Source organism: Monashia sp. HAY1-11D (assembly GCF_056868035.1).
Map to the genome: position 1 here is coordinate 1,681,851 of NZ_CP200320.1, position 18,252 is coordinate 1,700,102.

Below are 18,252 nucleotides of genomic sequence, written 5' to 3' on the forward strand. Positions count from 1 at the left end.
CTCCTGCCGGTCGGACGGACGTGGCGTCGGCGACGACGCGACCCCAGCGGCATACCCACGGCGGGCCTGCCCGCCCGGGCCACGTCCCGGTCAGGGTCCAGGTCCGGGTCCAGGTCCAAGGTCCAGGCCCCAGGTCCCAGGTCCCAGGTCCAAGACAACTGCTACGGGCTTCCCAGCCTTCTTTAAGGTCGGCCGGTCATAGTCGTTCTCGTGAGTTGCTCCTGTGCGACTCGGTGACCTCCTCCCCCTGTCGGGTCACCGTGTCAAGGGCACCCGCCCCCGCTGGTCGAGTTCGGCGACGTGACCAGCGGGGGCGGGTTTTTCTCTGCCCCGGGACGCTCGAGGGCGGGACGGCCGGCCCCTGGGTCGGCTGCGCCGCGCCGAACCCGCCGGCTCACTCCACGACGGCGACGTCGGACAGCAACGCGCTCACCTCGGCGGTCGTCGGCATCGCGGTCGAGCACTCGAGCCGGCCGGCCACGATGGCGCCGGCGACGCTCGCGAAGTGCAGGACCCGCTCGAGGTCCCAGCCGGCGAGGAGCCCGTGCACGAGAGCGCCGCCGAAGGCGTCCCCGGCACCGAGGCCGTTGACGACCTGCACCGGGAAGGGCGCGACGCGCACCGTGGCGCCGGGCGTCATGGCGAGGACGCCGCGCGGACCGAGCTTCACGACCGCGAGCTCGAGGCCGGCCTCGATGAGCGCCCGGGCGGCACGCTCGGGGTCGCGCTCACCGGTGGCCACCTCGCACTCCCCGACGTTGCCCACGGCGACGGTGACGTGGGCGAGCGCCTGGCGCACGAGGTGGGGTGCGTCCTGCGGACGTGGCCAGAGCGTCGGGCGGTGGTCGAGGTCGAGGATGGTGAGGGGGCGGCGGCCGCGCTCGCGCCACGCGGTGAAGTGCGCCTCGCGGCTCGGCTCCTGGCTCAGCCCCGTCACGGTCGACCAGTAGACCTCGGCATCGCGAATCGCCTGCAGCGGCAGGGATTCCGGGGTGACGAGCAGGTCCGGCGCGATCGGGTACCGGTAGAACCAGATGGGGAAGTGGTCCGGAGGGAACACCTCGCAGAAGGTGACCGGCGTCGGGGGTCCGCCGACGACCGTCTGGACGTAGGCGTCGTCGACCCCGAGCTGGAGCAGCTCGCGGTGCACGTACCGGCCGAACGCGTCGTCGGCGGTGGCGCTGACGAGCGCGCTGCGGCGGCCGTGGCGGGTCGCGGCGACGGCCACGTTGGCGGCGCTGCCACCGAGGAACTTCTCGAACGTGCGGACCTCGTCGAGGGTCACCCCGTGCTGCAGTGGATAGAGGTCCACGCCGACGCGGCCGATGGCCACGAGGTCGTGACTCGCGCGGCGGGCGTCCTCGCCCCGGGGCTCCTGCGCCGGTCCCATGGGACAACGCTAGACGCGGCAAGCCGGACCGGCACCCCCTCGACGAGGGCGAGGCGATTCGCCCCGTTCCGGCCCGGTCCGCGGTCACGGAATGGTCACGAGTCTTGACGGTCGGCGGGAACCGGCTCCATCCTCTCCCGTGAGAGCGCTCTCACGGCCGTTCCTCCCGCAGGGAGAGCGCTCCCACACCCACACTGGGCAGAGACCGAAGGAGCTCTCCGATGACAGCCCGCACCACCCGCACCGGCATCCGCCTGACGCGTCCCCGGAACGTCGCGCTCGCCACCCTCACCGTCGGACTGCTGGCGCTCACCGCGTGCAGCTCGGGCAGCGCCGACAACGGACCCGCGACCCAGGCGGGCGGGGCCGGTGGCCCGGTCACCCTGACCCTCGCGACCTTCAACCAGTTCGGCTACGAGGACCTCATCCCCGAGTTCGAGAAGACCCACCCGAACATCAAGGTCACCCACAAGAAGGCCGCCACCTCCAACGAGGCGCGCGACACCTTCTTCACCCGCCTCTCGGCCGGGAGCGGCATGGCCGACGTCGAGGCGGTCGAGGTCGACTGGCTCCCCGAGATGCTCCAGTACTCCGACAAGTTCACCGACCTCAACAGCCCCGACGTGCAGGGCCGCTGGCTCGACTGGAAGGCCAAGGCGGCCACCGACGCCGACGGCCACCTCATCGGCTACGGCACCGACTCCGGTCCCGAGGCCATCTGCTACCGCAGCGACCTGTTCAAGAAGGCCGGCCTCCCGAGCGACCGGGCAGCGGTCGCCAAGCTGTTCGGCACGACGTGGGACAGCTACTTCGCCGCCGGAAAGCAGTTCGCAGCGAAGTCCAAGGTGCCGTTCTTCGACAGCATCGGCGCCACCTACCAGGGCATGGTCAACCAGGTCCAGGCCGCCTACGAGAACCCGGCCGACGACAGCATCACCGCCACGGACAACCCCGAGGTCAGGAAGCTCTACGACCAGGTCGTCCAGGCCGGCATCACCGACGGCCTCTCGGCCAAGCTTCAGCAGTGGGGCGACGACTGGACCGCCTCGTTCCAGAAGGACGGGTTCGCCACGATGCTCTGCCCCGGCTGGATGGTCGGCATCATCGAGGGCAACGCCAAGGGCGTCAAGGGCTGGGACGTCGCCAACACCTTCCCCGGTGGCGGCGGCAACTGGGGTGGCAGCTACCTCGTGGTGCCCAAGCAGAGCCAGCACCCCAAGGAGGCCCAGGAGCTCGCCGCCTGGCTGACCGCGCCCGAGCAGCAGGTCAAGGCCTTCAAGAAGGTCGGCGCGTTCCCGAGCCAGAAGGCCGCGCTCGACAGCCAGGACCTCCTGTCCTTCAAGGTCGCCTCGTTCAACGACGCCCCCACCGGGCAGATCTTCGCCGACCGCGCCAAGGCCGTCACGGTCTCGCCCTACAAGGGCGCGCACTACTTCGCCATCAACGACGCCATGCAGCAGGCCCTGACCCGCGTCGAGCAGGGCACGGCACCCCAGGCGTCGTGGGACACGTGGGTCGCCGACGTCAAGGCGCTCGGCTGACGCCGGCCAGACCCTCCGACACGTGGGCGGCCCGGTGACCACACCCGGCACCGGGCCGCCCGCCCGACGAAGCGGACCGCCCATGACCGTCCAGTCCCCCGCCCAGCGTCAGCCCAGCACACCCGGCACACCGGGCACGCCCGGCGCCTCCGATGCGCCCGGCGCGCCCGGTGATGCCGGGCGCCTCATGGAGGCGTCACCCGGTCAGCCGGTGGGCGTCGTGGCGCGTTCCCCCTCGCACCGCGCGCCGGCTGGCGCCGCCGCCTGACCCGCGTCGACGAGAAGGCGTCCCCCTACGCGTACGTCAGCCCGTTCTTCGTCCTCTTCGCCGTCGTGGGGCTGTTCCCCCTGCTCTACACGGCGTACGTCTCGCTGCACCGGTGGAGCCTCATCGGCGGGCAGGGCGACTTCGTCGGCCTGAAGAACTACACCGACGTCCTGGCCCAGCCCTACTTCTGGAACGCGCTGAAGAACACGCTGAGCATCTTCCTGCTCTCCAGCGTCCCCCAGGTCGTCGCGGCGCTGCTCATCGCCGCGGCCCTCGACAGCGGGCTGCGGGCCCGCACCTTCTGGCGCATGGGCGTCCTGCTGCCGTACGTCGTGGCACCCGTCGCGGTCGCCCTCGTCTTCAGCGACCTCTTCGGTGACCGGTTCGGCCTCGTCAACCACCTGCTCGGCCTCGTCGGCCTCGACCCGGTGCAGTGGCACAAGGACGTCCTGCCGAGCCACCTGGCCATCGCGACCATGGTCAACTTCCGCTGGACCGGCTACAACGCGCTGATCTTCCTCGCCGCGATGCAGGCGATCCCGCGCGACTACTACGAGGCCGCCCTCATCGACGGCGCCGGACGCATCCGCACCTTCTGGTCGATCACCGTCCCGCAGCTGCGCGCGACGATCATCTTCGTCGTCATCACCTCGACGATCGGCGGCCTGCAGATCTTCGACGAATCACGGATGTACGACCAGTACGGGCTCGGCGGCGCCAACCGCCAGTGGCAGACGCTGACGCTCTACCTCTACCAGCTGGGCTGGACGCAGAAGAACTTCGGCCGCGCGGCCGCCGTGGCCTGGATGCTCTTCCTCGTCGTCGTCCTCTTCGCGGTCCTCAACTTCCTCGTCACCCGCCGGATCGCCTCGAAGGGATCACGATGAGCACCCCGACCCTGCGCCGCAGCACGGCGCTCGTGCGCCGCACCCAGGCCGGCCCCGCGGCCTACGCCTTCCTCGCCGTCGTCCTCGTCGCGTCGGCGTTCCCCCTCTGGTGGTCCTTCGTCATCGGCAGCAAGGACGCCGCCGCGATCGTGCGCGACCCGTACTCGTTCGTACCGGGCGGGCACTTCCTGCAGAACGCGGCGACGGTCGCCGGCTCGATCCCCTTCTGGAAGGCGCTCGGCAACAGCATCCTCGTCAGCTCGACGGTGGCGCTGCTCGTCGTGCTCTTCTCGGCCCTGGCCGGCTTCGCCTTCGCCAAGCTGCGCTTCCGGGGGCGCACCGGACTGCTCGTCTTCGTCGTCGCGACGATGGCCGTGCCGACGCAGCTGGGCATCGTGCCGCTGTTCATCGTCATGAGCCGGCTCGGCTGGATCGGCAGCCTCTGGGCGGTCATCCTGCCGAGCGCCGTGAGTGCCTTCGGCGTCTTCTGGATGACGCAGTACCTGCAGGAGGCGCTGCCGGACGAGCTCATCGAGGCGGCGCGCGTCGACGGTGCCTCGACGCTGCGGACCTTCTGGTCGGTGGCGCTGCCCGCGGCACGGCCCGGCGCCGCGATGCTCGGCCTGTTCACCTTCATCGCGACGTGGACCAACTTCTTCTGGCCCTTCATCATCCTCGACCCCGGCAACCCCACCCTGCCGGTCGCCCTGCAACAGCTGCAGGCCGCCTACTTCGTCGACTACTCGCTCGTGCTCAACGGCGTGGTGCTCATGGCGCTGCCCCTCATCGTCCTGTTCGTCTTCGCCGGCAAGCAGCTCGTGTCCGGCATCATGCAAGGAGCAGTCAAGGGATGACCGCCCCCACCACGTCCACCCAGACCAGCCAGACCATCCACTCCACTGGCAACCGCTCCCTTGCCAGCGCGAACCATGCTGTCGCGCAAGGTCGCCCGGTGCCGGAGAACTTCGTCGTCGGCGTCGCGACGGCCGCCTACCAGATCGAGGGCGCGCGGCACGAGGACGGTCGGCTCGACTCGATCTGGGACACGTTCTCGCACACCCCCGGCGCCGTCGTCGACGGCGACACGGGTGACGTCGCCTGCGACTTCTACCACCGGTTCCCCGAGGACATCGCGCTGATGCGCCGGCTCGGACTGCAGTCCTACCGGTTCTCGACGTCGTGGTCGCGCGTCGTGCCCGACGGCCGCACGGTCAACCCGGCCGGTCTCGACTTCTACGAGCGGGTCGTCGACGAGCTGCTCGCGGCCGGCATCGCGCCGTGGCTGACGCTCTACCACTGGGACCTGCCCCAGGCCCTCGAGGACCGCGGCGGGTGGGCCTCCCGCGAGACGACCGACCCCTTCGTCGAGTACGCCGCCGCCGTCCACGACCGTCTCGGCGACCGCGTCCGCACGTGGACGACCCTCAACGAGCCCTGGTGCTCGGCCTTCCTCGGCTACACCGCCGGGATGCACGCGCCCGGCCGCACCTCGGTGCGCGACGGCCTCGCCGCCGCCCACCACCTCCTTCTGGGGCACGGCCGCGTCGTGGAGGAGCTCCGAGCCCGGGACGCGTCGCTCGAGCTCGGTCTGACCCTCAACTTCACCGTCGCCGACCCGCTCGACCCCACCGACCCCCGCGACGTCGACGCGGCCCGACGCGTCGACGCCCAGATGAACCGCGTCTTCCTCGACCCGGTGTTCCGTGGCGCCTACCCCGCCGACCTGCTCGAGGACGTGCGCGGCCTGGGCCTCGAGGAGCACGTGCGCGACGGTGACCTCGCCGTCATCTCGACGCCGATCGACGTGCTCGGCGTCAACTACTACAACGGCGAGGCCGTGGCGCACTGGGAGCCTCCGGTGGCCCTCGATGCCAACGTCAACGGCGGCCGCCACACCCGCTCGCCCTTCCCCGCGGCGGACTCGGCGTTCCGGCACCCCCGCGGCCTGCCGGTCACCGCGATGGACTGGGAGATCCAGCCCGACGGCCTGACGCGCCTGCTGCACCGCCTGCACGACGAGTACACCGGCCCGGCGGGGGTCCCGCTCCACGTCACCGAGAACGGCGCGGCCTTCGACGACGTCCCCGACTCCGACGGCTTCGTCGACGACGCCGACCGCGTCGCCTACGTGCGGGCCCACCTCGGCGCCGTCCTCGACGCCGTCGAGGCGGGCGTGCCGGTCCGTGGCTACTTCTACTGGTCGCTGCTCGACAACTTCGAGTGGGCGTGGGGCTACGCCAAGCGCTTCGGTATCGTCCGGGTCGACTACGACACCCAGGTGCGGACGCCGAAGGCGAGCGCCCTCGACCTCGCCCGGGTCATCGCGAGCCGGGTCCTGCCGACCGGCCACCCTGCGGACGCCGAGGCGGTCGACGCCGCCGGAGCCGAGACTGGGACGAGGACCGACACCGACGAGCAGGACCGGCCCCGCCGGCCGGCAGGAGACACCGAGGCATGAGTGACGGCACGGCCACGCGACCGACCACGGGCGTGGGCGCCGCATCCGAGCGCCCGACGCTCGAGGCGGTCGCGCGCGTTGCCGGCGTGTCGCGGGCGACGGTGTCGCGCGTCATCAACGGGTCCCCGAGGGTCAGCCCGGACGTGCTCGCCGTCGTCGAGAAGGCCATCGCCGAGCTGAACTACGTCCCGAACCGGGCGGCCCGCTCGCTCGTGGCACGGGCCACGATGTCGATCGCGCTCGTCGTGCCCGAAGATGCCCACCGGTTCTTCGGCGACCCCTACTTCGCCGACGTCGTGCAGGGCATCAGCGACCGCCTCGACGCGAGCGAGTACGTGCTCAACCTGCAGCTGACGCATCCGAGCAGCCCGTCGGACAAGACGCGTCGGTACCTGCTCGGCGGGAACGTCGACGGGGCCATCGTCGTGTCGCACCACTCCGGCGACCACTTCCTGGCCTCCCTCGGCCGCTCGCTGCCGGTCGTGTTCGGTGGCCGGCCGCTCGGACAGGTGGCCAACCCGGCCGACTACTACATCGACGTCGACAACCGGCTCGGCGGCGTCCAGGCCACCCGGCACCTCGTCGAGCGCGGGTACCGGCGCATCGCGACGATCACCGGACCGACCGACATGCCGGCCGCCGTCGACCGCGAGCAGGGCTGGCGCGACGCGATGCGGGAGGCGGGGCTGTCGGACGAGCGGCTCGTCCACGGCGACTTCACCGAGGCCGGCGGCATCCGGGCCGGCCTCGCCCTCGTCGACCGGTTCCCCGACGTCGACGCCGTGTTCGTCGCGAGCGACCTCATGGCGAGCGGTGTGCTGCTCGCCCTCGAGGAACGCCGGCTGCGGGTGCCCCAGGACGTCGCCGTCGTCGGGTTCGACAACAGCAAGTACGCCACGCGCGGCAAGGTGCGGCTGACGACCGTGGCGCAGCCGGCCCAGGAGATGGGCGTCGTCATGGCCGACACGCTGCTGCGGCTGCTGGCCGGCGAGGAGGTCGAGCGCATCCGGGTCCTCGGCACCGAGCTCGTCGTGCGCGACTCGACCTGACGCCCTCGACCGGTGTGATGGCCCCTGCCGCCCGCCGACCCGTGCCGCCTGCCGACCCGCGACGCCTGACGAGGCGTCGGATCCCAGCGACCCGGACACGGGGGACACGGCGAAGGGGCCGGGAACCGCGTCGTGCGGTTCCCGGCCCCTTCGGCCGTGCAGTGCCTGGGTCAGGCGGAGACGACGTCGAACTTCAGCGTCGCGGAGACCTCCGGGTGCAGGCGGACGGTGGCCTCGTAGGAGCCGGTCGTCTTGATGGCCTGCTTGACCTCGATCTTGCGCTTGTCGAGCTCGGGACCACCGGCGGCCTTGACCGCGTCGGCGATGTCACCGTTGCTGACGGCGCCGAAGAGGCGGCCGGACTGGCCGGCGCGGGCCTCGACCGTGACGGCCGTGGCCTCGAGCTGGCCCTTGATGCCCTTGGCGGTGTCGAGATCCTTGATCGAGCGGACCTCGCGGCCCTTCGTCAGGGCGTCGACCTGCTTCTGCCCGCCCTTGGTCCACGGGGTCGCCAGACCGCGCGGGAGCAGGAAGTTGCGGCCGTAACCGTCCTTGACCTCGACGACGTCACCGGCAGCACCGAGGCCGGTGACCTCGTGCGTGAGGATGAGCTTCATATCTGTTCTCCTGGTTCTCGAGCGGAACGGACTCAGCGAGCCGAGCTCGAGTAGGGCAGCAGGGCCATCTCACGGGCGTTCTTGACGGCCGTGGCGATGAGACGCTGCTCCTGGACGGACACCCCGGTCACGCGACGCGCGCGGATCTTGCCGCGGTCGGAGATGAACTTGCGCAGCAGCGCGGTGTCCTTGTAGTCGATGTTCTCGACCTTCGCCGCCTTGAGCGGGTTGGCCTTCTTCTTGGGCTTGCGCACAACGGGCTTTGCCATCGTGGTGCTCTCCTTCGTGATGAGAGCCCGGGGTCTGCGCCCCGGGATGGGTCTTCGATCTCTGGTGTGGTGCCGCGCGAGGCGGCGGATGCCGGTCGGGCCGGCGACGGGATCCGCTTCGGATCAGCGACCGATCAGCGTCCGATCAGAACGGCGGCTCGTCGTAGCTGGGGGCCTGGCCCCAGCCACCACCTTGGTTACCGCCGCTCGGCTGACCACCCTGGCCACCCTGGGCACCGCCGGGAGCACCCCAGCCGCCGCCCTGCTGGCCGCCACCCTGTCCACCCTGGCCACCACCGGTCGCCCACGGGTCCTCGGCCTGACCGCCACCCTGGCCACCGCTCCAGCCGCCGCCCTGCTGGCCGGCCCCGAAACCGCCTCCGCCGCCACGCTGGGTCTTGTTGACCTTCGCGGTGGCCGAACGGAGCGAGGGACCGATCTCGTCCACGTCCATCTCGACGACGGTGCGCTTCTCGCCTTCCTTCGTCTCGTACGACCGGGACTTGAGGCGACCCGAGGCGATGACACGCATGCCGCGCTGGAGCGACTCGGCGACGTTCTCCGCCGCGTCGCGCCAGATGGAGCAGCGCATGAACAGCGTCTCGCCGTCCTTCCACTCGTTGCTCTGGCGGTCGAACATCCGGGGCGTCGAGGCCACCGTGAAGTTCGCGACCGCTGCACCCGACGGCGTGAACCGCAGCTCGGGGTCGGCGGTCAGGTTGCCGATGATGGTGATGACGGTGTCGCCTGCCATGGATCAGTCCTTCGCTGGGTGATCGGAGCGAACGCTCGGGGGCTGGGACTCGGTGGTGAGCCCGAGGGTGATCGCGCGGGTGTGATCAGCGGGTGATCAGCGCGTGCGTGATCGGTGCGTGGTCAGGCGCCGGGGCGGAGCAGCTTGGTGCGCATGATCGACTCGCTGAGGTTCAGCTGACGATCGAGCTCCTGGGCGACGGCCGGCTCGGCGGTGAAGTTGACGACGGCGTAGATGCCCTCGGACTTCTTCTTGATGTCGTAGGCGAGGCGACGACGGCCCCAGATGTCGACGTTGTCGACGCTGCCACCACCGTTCTTCACGACGGTCAGGAAGCGGTCCATCGTCGTGCCGACGGTGCGCTCCTCGGTCTCGGGGTCGAGGATGACCATGAGTTCGTACTGACGCATGCTTCTAACCCACCTCCTCTGGTCTCGGCGGTCACGGGTCGTTCCCGTGACAGGAGGGTTGCAAACGTCCCGCCGCGAGCCTCGGGTCACAGCCAAGCAGATGGGGCCGACAGGTGTCGGGCTTCTCCACAGGCCACCGGGGCGCACGGCGAACCCGGCAAGACTACCCGGCGGGCCGGGGTCCGCGGAAATCGGACGTCAGGCGAAGCGGACGATGAGCCGGTCCTCGGCGCCGACCAGCGGGCCGGCGAGGTCGTCGTGCTCGGGCGCCGGGTCCTCGGCCGTGCCACGGCGTCCCCACCGGTCACGGGCCCGCAGCCAGGCCACGGCCACGAGCCACAGCACCGCGACGACCCGCAGCATCGAGAAGAGGGAGTACCAGGCCGGGGGCATGCCGCGGTCCGGCACGGTCGTGGCCGCGATGGTCAGCCACACGGCGACGAAGTTGAGCGCCTCCGCCAGGGCCCAGAGCAGGTGGTCGCGCCACTGGTAGGCGCACCACGCTACGAGGGGCAGGAGCCACAGCGAGCTCTGCACCGTGAACGACTTGCCGGTGACGAGGACGATGCCGACCATGACGAGCGAGACCTCGGCGACCGTCGGCCGGCGGGACGACGACAGGGCGAGGACCGCCCCGGCGAGGACGGCGACGAGCCAGCCGAACGCCGCCAGGGCGGTCACGACGCCGGCGGCCATGGCATGCCCGGCCAGCTGTGGCAACAGCCACGGCGAGCCGTAGCCGGCCGGCGCCGAGGACCACCCGAGGTAGGCCGAGGCGGCCGCCGCCGGGTTGAGGAAGGAGACGGCGGACAGGATGCCGCCGAAGGTGAGGAACGCGTACAGCGCGAGTCGGCCGAAGGCGCGCATCCGCCCCGACCGCAGGCACAGCAGGCCGATGGCGACGACGAGGAGCACGGGGTAGCTGCGTGCGGCGACGGCTGCACCGAGGAGGACGCCGGCCAGGGTCGGACGCCGGCGCGACCACGCCCACAGGCCGGCGCTCGCGAGCGCGACGCCGAGCAGGTCGGCCGACACGAACCCGACGAGGGCGGCAACCGGGGACACGGCCACGTGGGCGGCCGAGAACGAGGACCACGCCGACGACGCGACGAGCCAGACGACGAGCAGCAGCAGCAGGGTCAGCAGCACGGACCACAGCGCGAAGTACCAGGCGGCCCGGCTGCGCAGCGATCCCTCGTCGGGCACGAGGCTCGCGAGGGCGGTCAGGGCCAGGCCGGTCAGGGGCGGCTGCCCGGTGGTCGGTGCGGCGGACCCGCCCTGCAGGAAGGCCGCCAGCCCCGCCTTGACGTTGCCGTCCCGGTAGGCGTTCGGCAGGTCGGCGTAGCACGCGCTCCAGAACTGCGTGTCACCGGTGAACCCGGTGCGCAGGCAGGGCGCCCGGAGCAGGATGCCGAGGCCGGCCGTCACGGCCGTGAGCGCGGAGAGCACGGCAGCCGTCAGCACCCACGGCAGCTCGCGGGCCGCCGCGTAGCGGCCGCGCGGACCACCGATGACCTCCGACGCCGCGGTGACGACCGGGTCACCGCGGCGGGCGAGGTCGTCACGGCGCAGGAGGTCACCGCGCCGGACGAGGTCACCGCGCCGGCCGGGGCCGTCCCGCCAGGCGTGCGACCGCGTCACCGGGACTCACCCACCGGCGCCGCCACCGCCACCGCCGCCCTTGGTGGTGGTGGTGGACGGGAACGGCAGCGGGACGGTCACGGTGTTCGTCGGGGAGTCGGTCGGCGTCGGCTTGCCGGTGCCCTTGGTCTTCGTCGGCGTCGGCGTCCGGGTCGTCGTCGTCGGGGCCTGCGTCGTCGTCGTCTCCTGCGTCGCCGTGTCCGGCGGCGGCGTGAAGGTCGTCGTCGGCGTCGGGACCTTGTCGTCGCCGACACCGGCCCGCGGCGGGAAGTCCTGGACCGGGACCCCGTCCATGACGATCTTCATGAAGTCGTAGAAGACGTCGGCCGGGATGGTGCCACCGGTGAGGTTGGTGTCCTCGGCGTCGGTCAGGGTCTGCGGGTTGCCGTTCGCGTCCGGCTTGTACATGCCGATCGACACGGCCAGCTGCGGCACGAAGCCCGAGAACCAGATCGACTTGGCGTACGACGACGTACCGGTCTTGCCGGCGACGGGGCGGTCGAGCCGCTGGAGCTTGGTCGCGGTGCCGCCGTCCTTGACGGTGTAGGTCATGGCGTCGGTGACGTCGGCCGTGACGTCCTTGTCGAAGGCCCGACGCGTCTGCGGCTTGGCGGTGTAGCTGAAGTCGCTCGTCGTCGAGGTGACCCTCTTGACGAAGTACGGCTTGGACCGGACACCCTGCGCGGCGATCGTCGAGTAGGCGGTCGCCATGTCGATGACGTGCGGGGAGGCGGTGCCGAGGACGTTCGTCAGGGTGTCGTCGAGGCCGGGCGTCCGCTCCGGGATGCCGGCGTCGATCGCCGCCTGACGCGTCAGCTTCGGGGTGATGGTGTTGTTGAGGTTGACGAAGGCGGTGTTGATCGAGCGGCCGATCATCCGGCGCATGTCGACCATGCCGTAGGAGCGCTCGCCGAAGTTCGTGATCTTCGTGCCGTCGATCTCCTGCGGCTGGTCGCCGTCGAACTTCGTCTTCGTCGAGATGCCGTCGCGGACCGCGGCGAGGACGGCGAAGGGCTTGAAGTTCGAGGCGCCCTGCATGATCGCCTGCGTCGCCGAGTTGAACTGGTTCTTCCGGTAGTCGGCGCCGCCGTACATGGCGATGACGGCGCCGTCGCCCGGCTTGATCGCGACGAGTCCGCCCTGGACCTTCTTGGGCAGGTTGTCCTGCATCGCGGTGATCGCCGCGTTCTGGGCCTTCTTGTCGATCGTCGTCGTGATGCGCAGGCCGCCCTGGTCGATGTCCTGCTCGGTCAGCCCGTTGGCGATCAGCTCACGCTTGACCTGCGCGGTGATGAAGCCGTTGGGTCCCGACGAGAACTGGTTCGGCTTGTACGGCAGGATCTTCGGCAGCTCGGTGTACTTGGCGCGCTCGGCCCGGCTGAGCCAGCCCTCCGAGACCATGCCGTCGAGGACGTAGTCGACGCGCTTCTCGAGGTTGGCCTTGGCGCCGGGGCCGTTCGCAGGGTCGTAGAGCGACGGGGCGTTGATGACGGAGGCGAGGACGGCGCCCTCCGGGATGGTCAGCTTGCTGACGTCCTTGCCGAAGTAGGCCTTGGCCCCGCTCTGGATGCCGTAGGCACCGCGCCCGTAGTAGATGGTGTTGAGGTAGTCCTGCAGGATCTGGGACTTGCTGCGCTGGCCGTCGATCTTGATGGCGAGGAGGATCTCGCGGGCCTTGCGGGAGATCGTGCGGTCCTGCGTGAGGAAGTAGTTCTTGACGTACTGCTGGGTGATCGTCGAGCCACCCACCTGGGCCTCGCCGGTGACGCTCGTCTTGACGGCACGCAGGATGCCGCCGACGGAGATCCCGTTGTTGGCGTAGAAGGTGCGGTCCTCGGCGGCGAGGTGCGCGTCCTGGACGAACTTCGGCACGCGGCTCAGGTCGACCGACTCCCGGTTGCCGTCCTGGGAGGAGATGCGGTCCAGCTCGGTCTTGCCGTCGGCGTAGTAGACGATGGAGACCTGGCGGTTGGCGATCTCGTTCGCGGCCGGGATGTCGATCTTGTTGTAGGCGATGAAGACGCCGATGACACCGAGGACGAAGAGCACGGCGCCCGCGATCGACCCCCACTTGAGGGTGCCGACGACCCACGTGCGCCAGCCGCTGCGTCCCGCGCCGGCGCCGCTGCCCCGACCGTCGCCCCGACCGCTGCCGGCGCCGCGCGTGCCGCCCTTGGTGGCCGCCAGCTGGGCGGCACGGACCTCGTGCCTGCTCGGACTCACTCATCCACTCCGTTTCAGCGATGTGGCCCGAGCTTCCGCCCCGGGCCGCTCATCAGTATGACCCGACGCAGCGCCGGACGGCCAAACGGGACGACGGACCTCACAGGGCATGCACAGGCGCTCCACGTGTCGACCCGGGTATGGGGGACGAAGCGCGCGACCCTGTCACCGTGATGCGTCGGCATGATGTATCGCGCCGATATATCTGCATGTACAGTGGCGATCGTGCCGAAGTCCTCCCGCCCCGCGAGCCGCCGCGCGACGCTGCTCGAGTTCGCGGTGCTCGGGCTCCTGCACGACGGTCCGCTGCACGGGTACGAGCTGCGCAAGCGGCTGACCACGGCCCTCGGCATCTTCCGGGCGCTCTCGTACGGCTCGCTCTACCCCGCGCTGCGCCACCTCGTCGAGTCCGGCTGGATCCACGAGACCGAGGAACCGGCCGCCGGGACCGGCCGCCGCCCGCGCATCACGTACGAGCTCACGGCGGAGGGCAAGGAGCACTTCCAGGACCTCGTCGCCGCGAGCGGCCCGGACGCGTGGGACGACGACGACTTCGACGTGCGGTTCGCCTTCTTCTCCCGGACCGAGGCGCAGGTGCGGCTGCGCATCCTCGAGGGTCGGCGCTCCCGCCTCGAGGAGCGGCTGGCGAACATCCGCGACGCCTCCACCCGCAACCGCGAGCGGATGGACGGCTACACGCTGGCCCTCCAGCAGCACGGCGAGGAGCGGGCCGAGCGCGAGGTCCGCTGGCTCGAGGAGCTCATCGTCGCCGAGCGGCGCGCGGCCCTCGACCCCGGCCCGGCGGCCTACGACGAGCCCACCGGCACGACCCCCACGAGCAGCACCCACCCGAGCACCACCCCCACGAGCAGCACCCACCCGAGCACCACCACCCCGAGCACGAACCACCCGAGCACCACCAACCACAAGGAGTGATCCATGGGATCCGTACGCGTCGCCATCGTCGGCGTCGGCAACTGCGCGAGCTCGCTCGTGCAGGGCGTCGAGTACTACAAGGACGCTGACGCCACCGGCACCGTCCCCGGCCTCATGCACGTGACGTTCGGTGAGTACCACGTCGGCGACGTGCAGTTCGTCGCCGCGTTCGACGTCGACGACAAGAAGGTCGGCAAGGACCTCTCCGAGGCCATCAACGCCTCGGAGAACAACACGATCAAGATCACCGACGTGCCCACGACGGGTGTGACGGTCCAGCGCGGCCACACGCTCGACGGGCTCGGCAAGTACTACCGGCAGACGATCGACGAGTCGGCTGCCGAGCCGGTCGACGTCGTGCAGGCCCTCAAGGACGCGAAGGCCGACGTCCTCGTCTCCTACCTGCCGGTGGGCTCCGAGGCCGCCGACAAGTTCTACGCGCAGTGCGCCATCGACGCGGGCGTCGCCTTCGTCAACGCCCTGCCGGTCTTCATCGCCTCCGACCCGGAGTGGGCCGCGAAGTTCGAGGCCGCGGGCGTGCCGATCATCGGTGACGACATCAAGAGCCAGGTCGGTGCGACGATCACGCACCGCGTCATGGCCAAGCTCTTCGAGGACCGCGGCGTCGTGCTGGACCGCACGTACCAGCTCAACGTCGGCGGCAACATGGACTTCAAGAACATGCTCGAGCGCGAGCGTCTCGAGTCCAAGAAGGTCTCCAAGACGCAGGCCGTCACGTCCAACCTCAGCGGCCCGCTCGCCGGCAAGAAGGACGACCGCAACGTCCACATCGGCCCGTCGGACTACGTCGCCTGGCTCGACGACCGCAAGTGGGCCTACGTCCGCCTCGAGGGTCGCGCCTTCGGTGACGTGCCGCTGAACCTCGAGTACAAGCTCGAGGTGTGGGACTCCCCCAACTCGGCCGGCATCATCATCGACGCCATCCGCGCGGCGAAGATCGCCAAGGACCGCGGCATCGGCGGCGCCCTGCTGTCGGCGTCGTCCTACCTCATGAAGTCGCCGCCGGAGCAGCGCGAGGACACGGTCGGGCGGGCCAAGCTCGAGGCCTTCATCCGCGGCGAGGAGCCCCGCTGACCCGCAACTGCCCGCGACGCCCCGCGACGCGGGACCACGCCTGACGCCGAGGCCCCTTCCGCACGGAAGGGGGCCTCGGCTCGTGTGGTGCTACTTGAGGACGCTGCCGGTGACGGTTCCGGTCCGCGCGTCGGCGAGGCACTGGATCGTCCGGCTCTCCGACCACGTCCACGCGTCGGAGGGGTAGATGAAGCTCGGCTCGACCTCGTCCATGCGGTCCTCGCGCACGAGGGGGTCGCCCTTGTCGCGACAGCCCTTCTCGGCGGCCGCGACGACCTTGTCCTTGCCCGGGTAGGAGCCCGCGGGCAGGTCGAAGACGGTGATGACCTGGCTCGTGTGCGCCGTCGTGCACGGCACGACGGTGACGTCCCCGACCTCCTCGTCCTCGCCGGTCGAGTCGTCGTCGAAGCAGTCCCCGGCCTTGAGGTCGGCGACGCTGACCTGGTGGCCGGACTGGCGGGGCGACGGGCTCGTGCCACCCGACCCGCTCGAGTCGGAGGCGATGCCGATCGCGAGGAGGGCGCCCCAGCCGAGCAGCCACACCGCGCCCAGGACGATCCCCGCGACGGCCATGCCGCGACCGTTCTGGACGAGGCGTCGCAGCTTGTTCAGCGCCACGACGCCGAGCACGATGCCGACGACGGCCGCCACGGGCAGCAGCCCGGCGATGCCGCAGCACAGGGCGGCGATGGCCAGGCCGTTCGTGCCGGGGCGGTGCTCGCGCCCGTCGGGACCCGGGGGCGGGGCGAAGGCTTCCGGGTAGGCGCCGTACGGGCCGACGGTCGGGCCGGCGTCGGTGGACGGCGGGCCGCCGTGGGAGGCCATGGCGGGGGGTCCGGGCGCCGTGAAGGGCGTCCCGGCGGGCGCGGGCGGGACCTGCGGGAGCTGGGGGCCGGAGCCGGGCGGCGGCGGCAGCTGGTAGGCCGAGGACCGGTCGTCCTCGGGGTTCGGCGACGAAGGGCTCACGGCCGGTCAGCATCCCACAGCCGGATGGCGTGCAGGAGACGTTCCCACCGACCAGGGCACTGCCACGCGCCCGGCGCCGGGGCCGGCGGACCGTGAACCTGTCGCAGGCGCTCGGCGTGGGGCAGGATCGGACGATGCGTGTCATGACGTGGAACCTGCGCACCGAGACGGCGCTCGAGCCGCCGCACTGGCCGGACCGCCTCGAGGGCGTCGTGTCGGTCATCGAGGAGCTCGGGCCGCACGTGCTCGGCACCCAGGAGGCGTCGGCGCGCATGCTCGACGACCTCGCCGCCCACCTGCCGAGCCGGTACGGATGGCTGGGCGAGGGCCGGCTCGGGGCCCGCAACGACGAGTTCACGGCCGTCATCTACGACACCGCGCGCTTCGACCTGCTCTCGTGGCGCACCTGGTGGCTCTCGGACCGCACCGAGGTGCCCGGCTCGACGGCGTGGGGGGCCGCCTACCCTCGCACGGCGACGACGGTCCGGCTCCGGGACGCCGGCGACCACACGACGTACACCTTCGTCAACGCCCACCTCGACGACGTCAGCGAGCTCGCCCGGCTGGAGGGGGCGCGCCTCCTCGCCGGCAGCCTGGGCCACGACCCGAGCGTCCTCCTCGGCGACTTCAACGCCGAGGCGGGAGCCTCCGAGCCGCACGCCGCCCTCCTCGACGCGGGTCTCGTCGACGCCGTCGCACCGCACGTCACGGCCGCGACCCCCGGCACCTTCCCCGCGCTCGGCCCCGTCGTGCCCGGCGGCCCGCGCGTCGACTGGGTGCTGACGACCCCCGACCTCGTCTCCACGGATGCCCGCGTCGTCGACGTCGGCGGCCGGGAGCCCGTGCCGTCGGACCACCTGCCGGTCGTCGTCGACCTCGAGCGCCGCTGAGCCGTCCCGAGCACCGCGGTCCGCCCGAGCCGGGGCCACCCGACCATCCCCGGCGTCACAACATTTGGACACCCATAACGCAAAGCATGGTTTCGTGGCCACAATGGCTCGCAGACCGGGGCGTGGAGTGCGCCCGACCGCGAGAGGACGAGCCATGGCATCACCGCGACTGGGCGACGTCGCCCCCGACTTCACCGCCGACACCACCGAGGGCCAGATCAGCTTCCACGACTGGAAGGACGGCACGTGGGCCGTCCTGTTCAGCCACCCGGCCGACTTCACGCCGGTCTGCACGACCGAGCTCGGCCGGGTCGCCGCGCTCGAGGACGAGTGGTCCAAGCGCAACGTCAAGGTGCTCGCCGTCTCGGTCGACCCGACCGACAAGCACGACGAGTGGAAGGGCGACATCGAGGAGGTCGGCGGCGCGGCCGTGGCCTACCCGATCATCGGCGACGAGGACCGCACCGTCTCCGAGCTGTACGGCATGATCCACCCGGGCGAGGGCGACACCTCGAGCGTCCGCTCGGTGTTCGTCATCGACCCCTCGAACAAGGTGCGGCTCAGCCTCACCTACCCCAAGAGCGTCGGGCGCAACTTCGACGAAATCGTCCGGGCAGTCGACGCACTCCAGCTGACCGACCGCGGCCCGTTCTCGACGCCGGCCGACTGGCGCGAGGGCCAGCGCGTCATCGTCGCCCCGACCCTGTCGACCGCCGACGCCCGCGAGCGCTTCGGTGACGACGCGGTCGAGGAGGTCAAGCCCTACCTGCGCTACACGAGCGTCACGGCCTGACCGCGTTCCAGCCGGCTCCAGCCGGCTCCAGCCGGCGCGAGCCGACATGAGCACGTGAGCCACGC

17 protein-coding genes and 1 pseudogene are annotated in these 18,252 nt (G+C 71.1%); 10 read left to right on the top strand and 8 right to left on the bottom strand.

Annotated features, from left to right (window positions below):
- Positions 1–394: 394 nt before the first annotated feature.
- A complete protein-coding gene (iolC, locus tag AC1VM9_RS07745) occupies positions 395–1,390 on the bottom strand; it encodes a 5-dehydro-2-deoxygluconokinase (RefSeq protein ID WP_481341709.1) in 996 nt (331 codons plus the stop codon).
- 221 nt (positions 1,391–1,611) lie between these two features.
- On the opposite strand from iolC, the gene AC1VM9_RS07750 reads away from it, so the two are divergent.
- The 6 genes and pseudogenes from AC1VM9_RS07750 (at position 1,612) to AC1VM9_RS07775 (ending at position 7,593) form a co-directional block, all read left to right on the top strand.
- Positions 1,612–2,931 carry an ABC transporter substrate-binding protein gene (locus AC1VM9_RS07750; RefSeq protein WP_481341708.1) on the top strand — a complete coding sequence of 440 codons (1,320 nt, stop codon included), beginning with the start codon at positions 1,612–1,614 and terminating at the stop codon, positions 2,929–2,931.
- 82 nt (positions 2,932–3,013) lie between these two features.
- On the top strand, positions 3,014–3,199 hold the full coding sequence (locus AC1VM9_RS07755) for a hypothetical protein (protein WP_483122191.1): 186 nt from the start codon (positions 3,014–3,016) through the stop codon (positions 3,197–3,199).
- Positions 3,196–4,086 (top strand): annotated as a pseudogene (locus tag AC1VM9_RS07760) (carbohydrate ABC transporter permease); the annotation flags it as partial. The gene AC1VM9_RS07755 and the pseudogene AC1VM9_RS07760, both read left to right, overlap by 4 nt.
- Positions 4,083–4,940 (top strand): carbohydrate ABC transporter permease, encoded by an 858-nt coding sequence (locus tag AC1VM9_RS07765; protein WP_481341707.1) that lies wholly within the window; start codon positions 4,083–4,085, stop codon positions 4,938–4,940. The pseudogene AC1VM9_RS07760 and the gene AC1VM9_RS07765, both read left to right, overlap by 4 nt.
- Positions 4,937–6,544 (top strand): GH1 family beta-glucosidase, encoded by a 1,608-nt coding sequence (locus tag AC1VM9_RS07770; RefSeq protein WP_483122192.1) that lies wholly within the window; start codon positions 4,937–4,939, stop codon positions 6,542–6,544. The genes AC1VM9_RS07765 and AC1VM9_RS07770 overlap by 4 nt, the downstream gene beginning before the upstream one ends.
- Positions 6,541–7,593, top strand: a complete 1,053-nt coding sequence (locus AC1VM9_RS07775; protein WP_481341705.1) for a LacI family DNA-binding transcriptional regulator — start codon at positions 6,541–6,543, stop codon at positions 7,591–7,593. The genes AC1VM9_RS07770 and AC1VM9_RS07775 overlap by 4 nt, the downstream gene beginning before the upstream one ends.
- 170 nt (positions 7,594–7,763) lie before the next feature.
- Here the strand turns inward: AC1VM9_RS07775 and rplI are convergent, their stop codons facing one another.
- The 6 genes from rplI to AC1VM9_RS07805 form a co-directional block, all read right to left on the bottom strand.
- Entirely contained in the window at positions 7,764–8,210 is a 447-nt protein-coding gene (gene rplI, locus AC1VM9_RS07780) for a 50S ribosomal protein L9 (protein ID WP_481341704.1), read from the bottom strand.
- Positions 8,211–8,242: 32 nt separating this feature from the next.
- Positions 8,243–8,479 carry a 30S ribosomal protein S18 gene (rpsR, locus tag AC1VM9_RS07785; protein ID WP_013494395.1) on the bottom strand — a complete coding sequence of 79 codons (237 nt, stop codon included), beginning with the start codon at positions 8,477–8,479 and terminating at the stop codon, positions 8,243–8,245.
- A gap of 145 nt (positions 8,480–8,624) precedes the next feature.
- Positions 8,625–9,233 carry a single-stranded DNA-binding protein gene (locus tag AC1VM9_RS07790; protein ID WP_481345603.1) on the bottom strand — a complete coding sequence of 203 codons (609 nt, stop codon included), beginning with the start codon at positions 9,231–9,233 and terminating at the stop codon, positions 8,625–8,627.
- Positions 9,234–9,355: 122 nt separating this feature from the next.
- The gene (rpsF, locus tag AC1VM9_RS07795; RefSeq protein ID WP_481345602.1) at positions 9,356–9,643 is read right to left on the bottom strand and encodes a 30S ribosomal protein S6; all 288 of its coding nucleotides are present in this window, start codon (positions 9,641–9,643) and stop codon (positions 9,356–9,358) included.
- 198 nt (positions 9,644–9,841) lie between these two features.
- Positions 9,842–11,284 carry a glycosyltransferase 87 family protein gene (locus tag AC1VM9_RS07800; RefSeq protein WP_481345601.1) on the bottom strand — a complete coding sequence of 481 codons (1,443 nt, stop codon included), beginning with the start codon at positions 11,282–11,284 and terminating at the stop codon, positions 9,842–9,844.
- A gap of 6 nt (positions 11,285–11,290) precedes the next feature.
- Positions 11,291–13,507 (bottom strand): transglycosylase domain-containing protein, encoded by a 2,217-nt coding sequence (locus AC1VM9_RS07805; RefSeq protein ID WP_483122197.1) that lies wholly within the window; start codon positions 13,505–13,507, stop codon positions 11,291–11,293.
- A 225-nt stretch (positions 13,508–13,732) separates the two neighbouring features.
- Here AC1VM9_RS07805 and AC1VM9_RS07810 point away from each other — a divergent pair, with 225 nt between their 5' ends.
- Positions 13,733–14,443 (top strand): PadR family transcriptional regulator, encoded by a 711-nt coding sequence (locus AC1VM9_RS07810; RefSeq protein WP_483122199.1) that lies wholly within the window; start codon positions 13,733–13,735, stop codon positions 14,441–14,443.
- Between the two features lie 3 nt (positions 14,444–14,446).
- Positions 14,447–15,538 carry an inositol-3-phosphate synthase gene (locus AC1VM9_RS07815; RefSeq protein ID WP_481345599.1) on the top strand — a complete coding sequence of 364 codons (1,092 nt, stop codon included), beginning with the start codon at positions 14,447–14,449 and terminating at the stop codon, positions 15,536–15,538.
- Between the two features lie 90 nt (positions 15,539–15,628).
- Here AC1VM9_RS07815 and AC1VM9_RS07820 read toward each other — a convergent pair whose 3' ends face one another.
- Positions 15,629–16,504 carry a DUF4190 domain-containing protein gene (locus AC1VM9_RS07820; RefSeq protein ID WP_483122201.1) on the bottom strand — a complete coding sequence of 292 codons (876 nt, stop codon included), beginning with the start codon at positions 16,502–16,504 and terminating at the stop codon, positions 15,629–15,631.
- A gap of 134 nt (positions 16,505–16,638) precedes the next feature.
- Here AC1VM9_RS07820 and AC1VM9_RS07825 point away from each other — a divergent pair, with 134 nt between their 5' ends.
- Positions 16,639–17,394, top strand: a complete 756-nt coding sequence (locus AC1VM9_RS07825; protein ID WP_483122202.1) for an endonuclease/exonuclease/phosphatase family protein — start codon at positions 16,639–16,641, stop codon at positions 17,392–17,394.
- 154 nt (positions 17,395–17,548) lie between these two features.
- Positions 17,549–18,187 carry a peroxiredoxin gene (locus AC1VM9_RS07830; protein WP_481341695.1) on the top strand — a complete coding sequence of 213 codons (639 nt, stop codon included), beginning with the start codon at positions 17,549–17,551 and terminating at the stop codon, positions 18,185–18,187.
- The last annotated feature ends 65 nt before the right edge of the window (positions 18,188–18,252 follow it).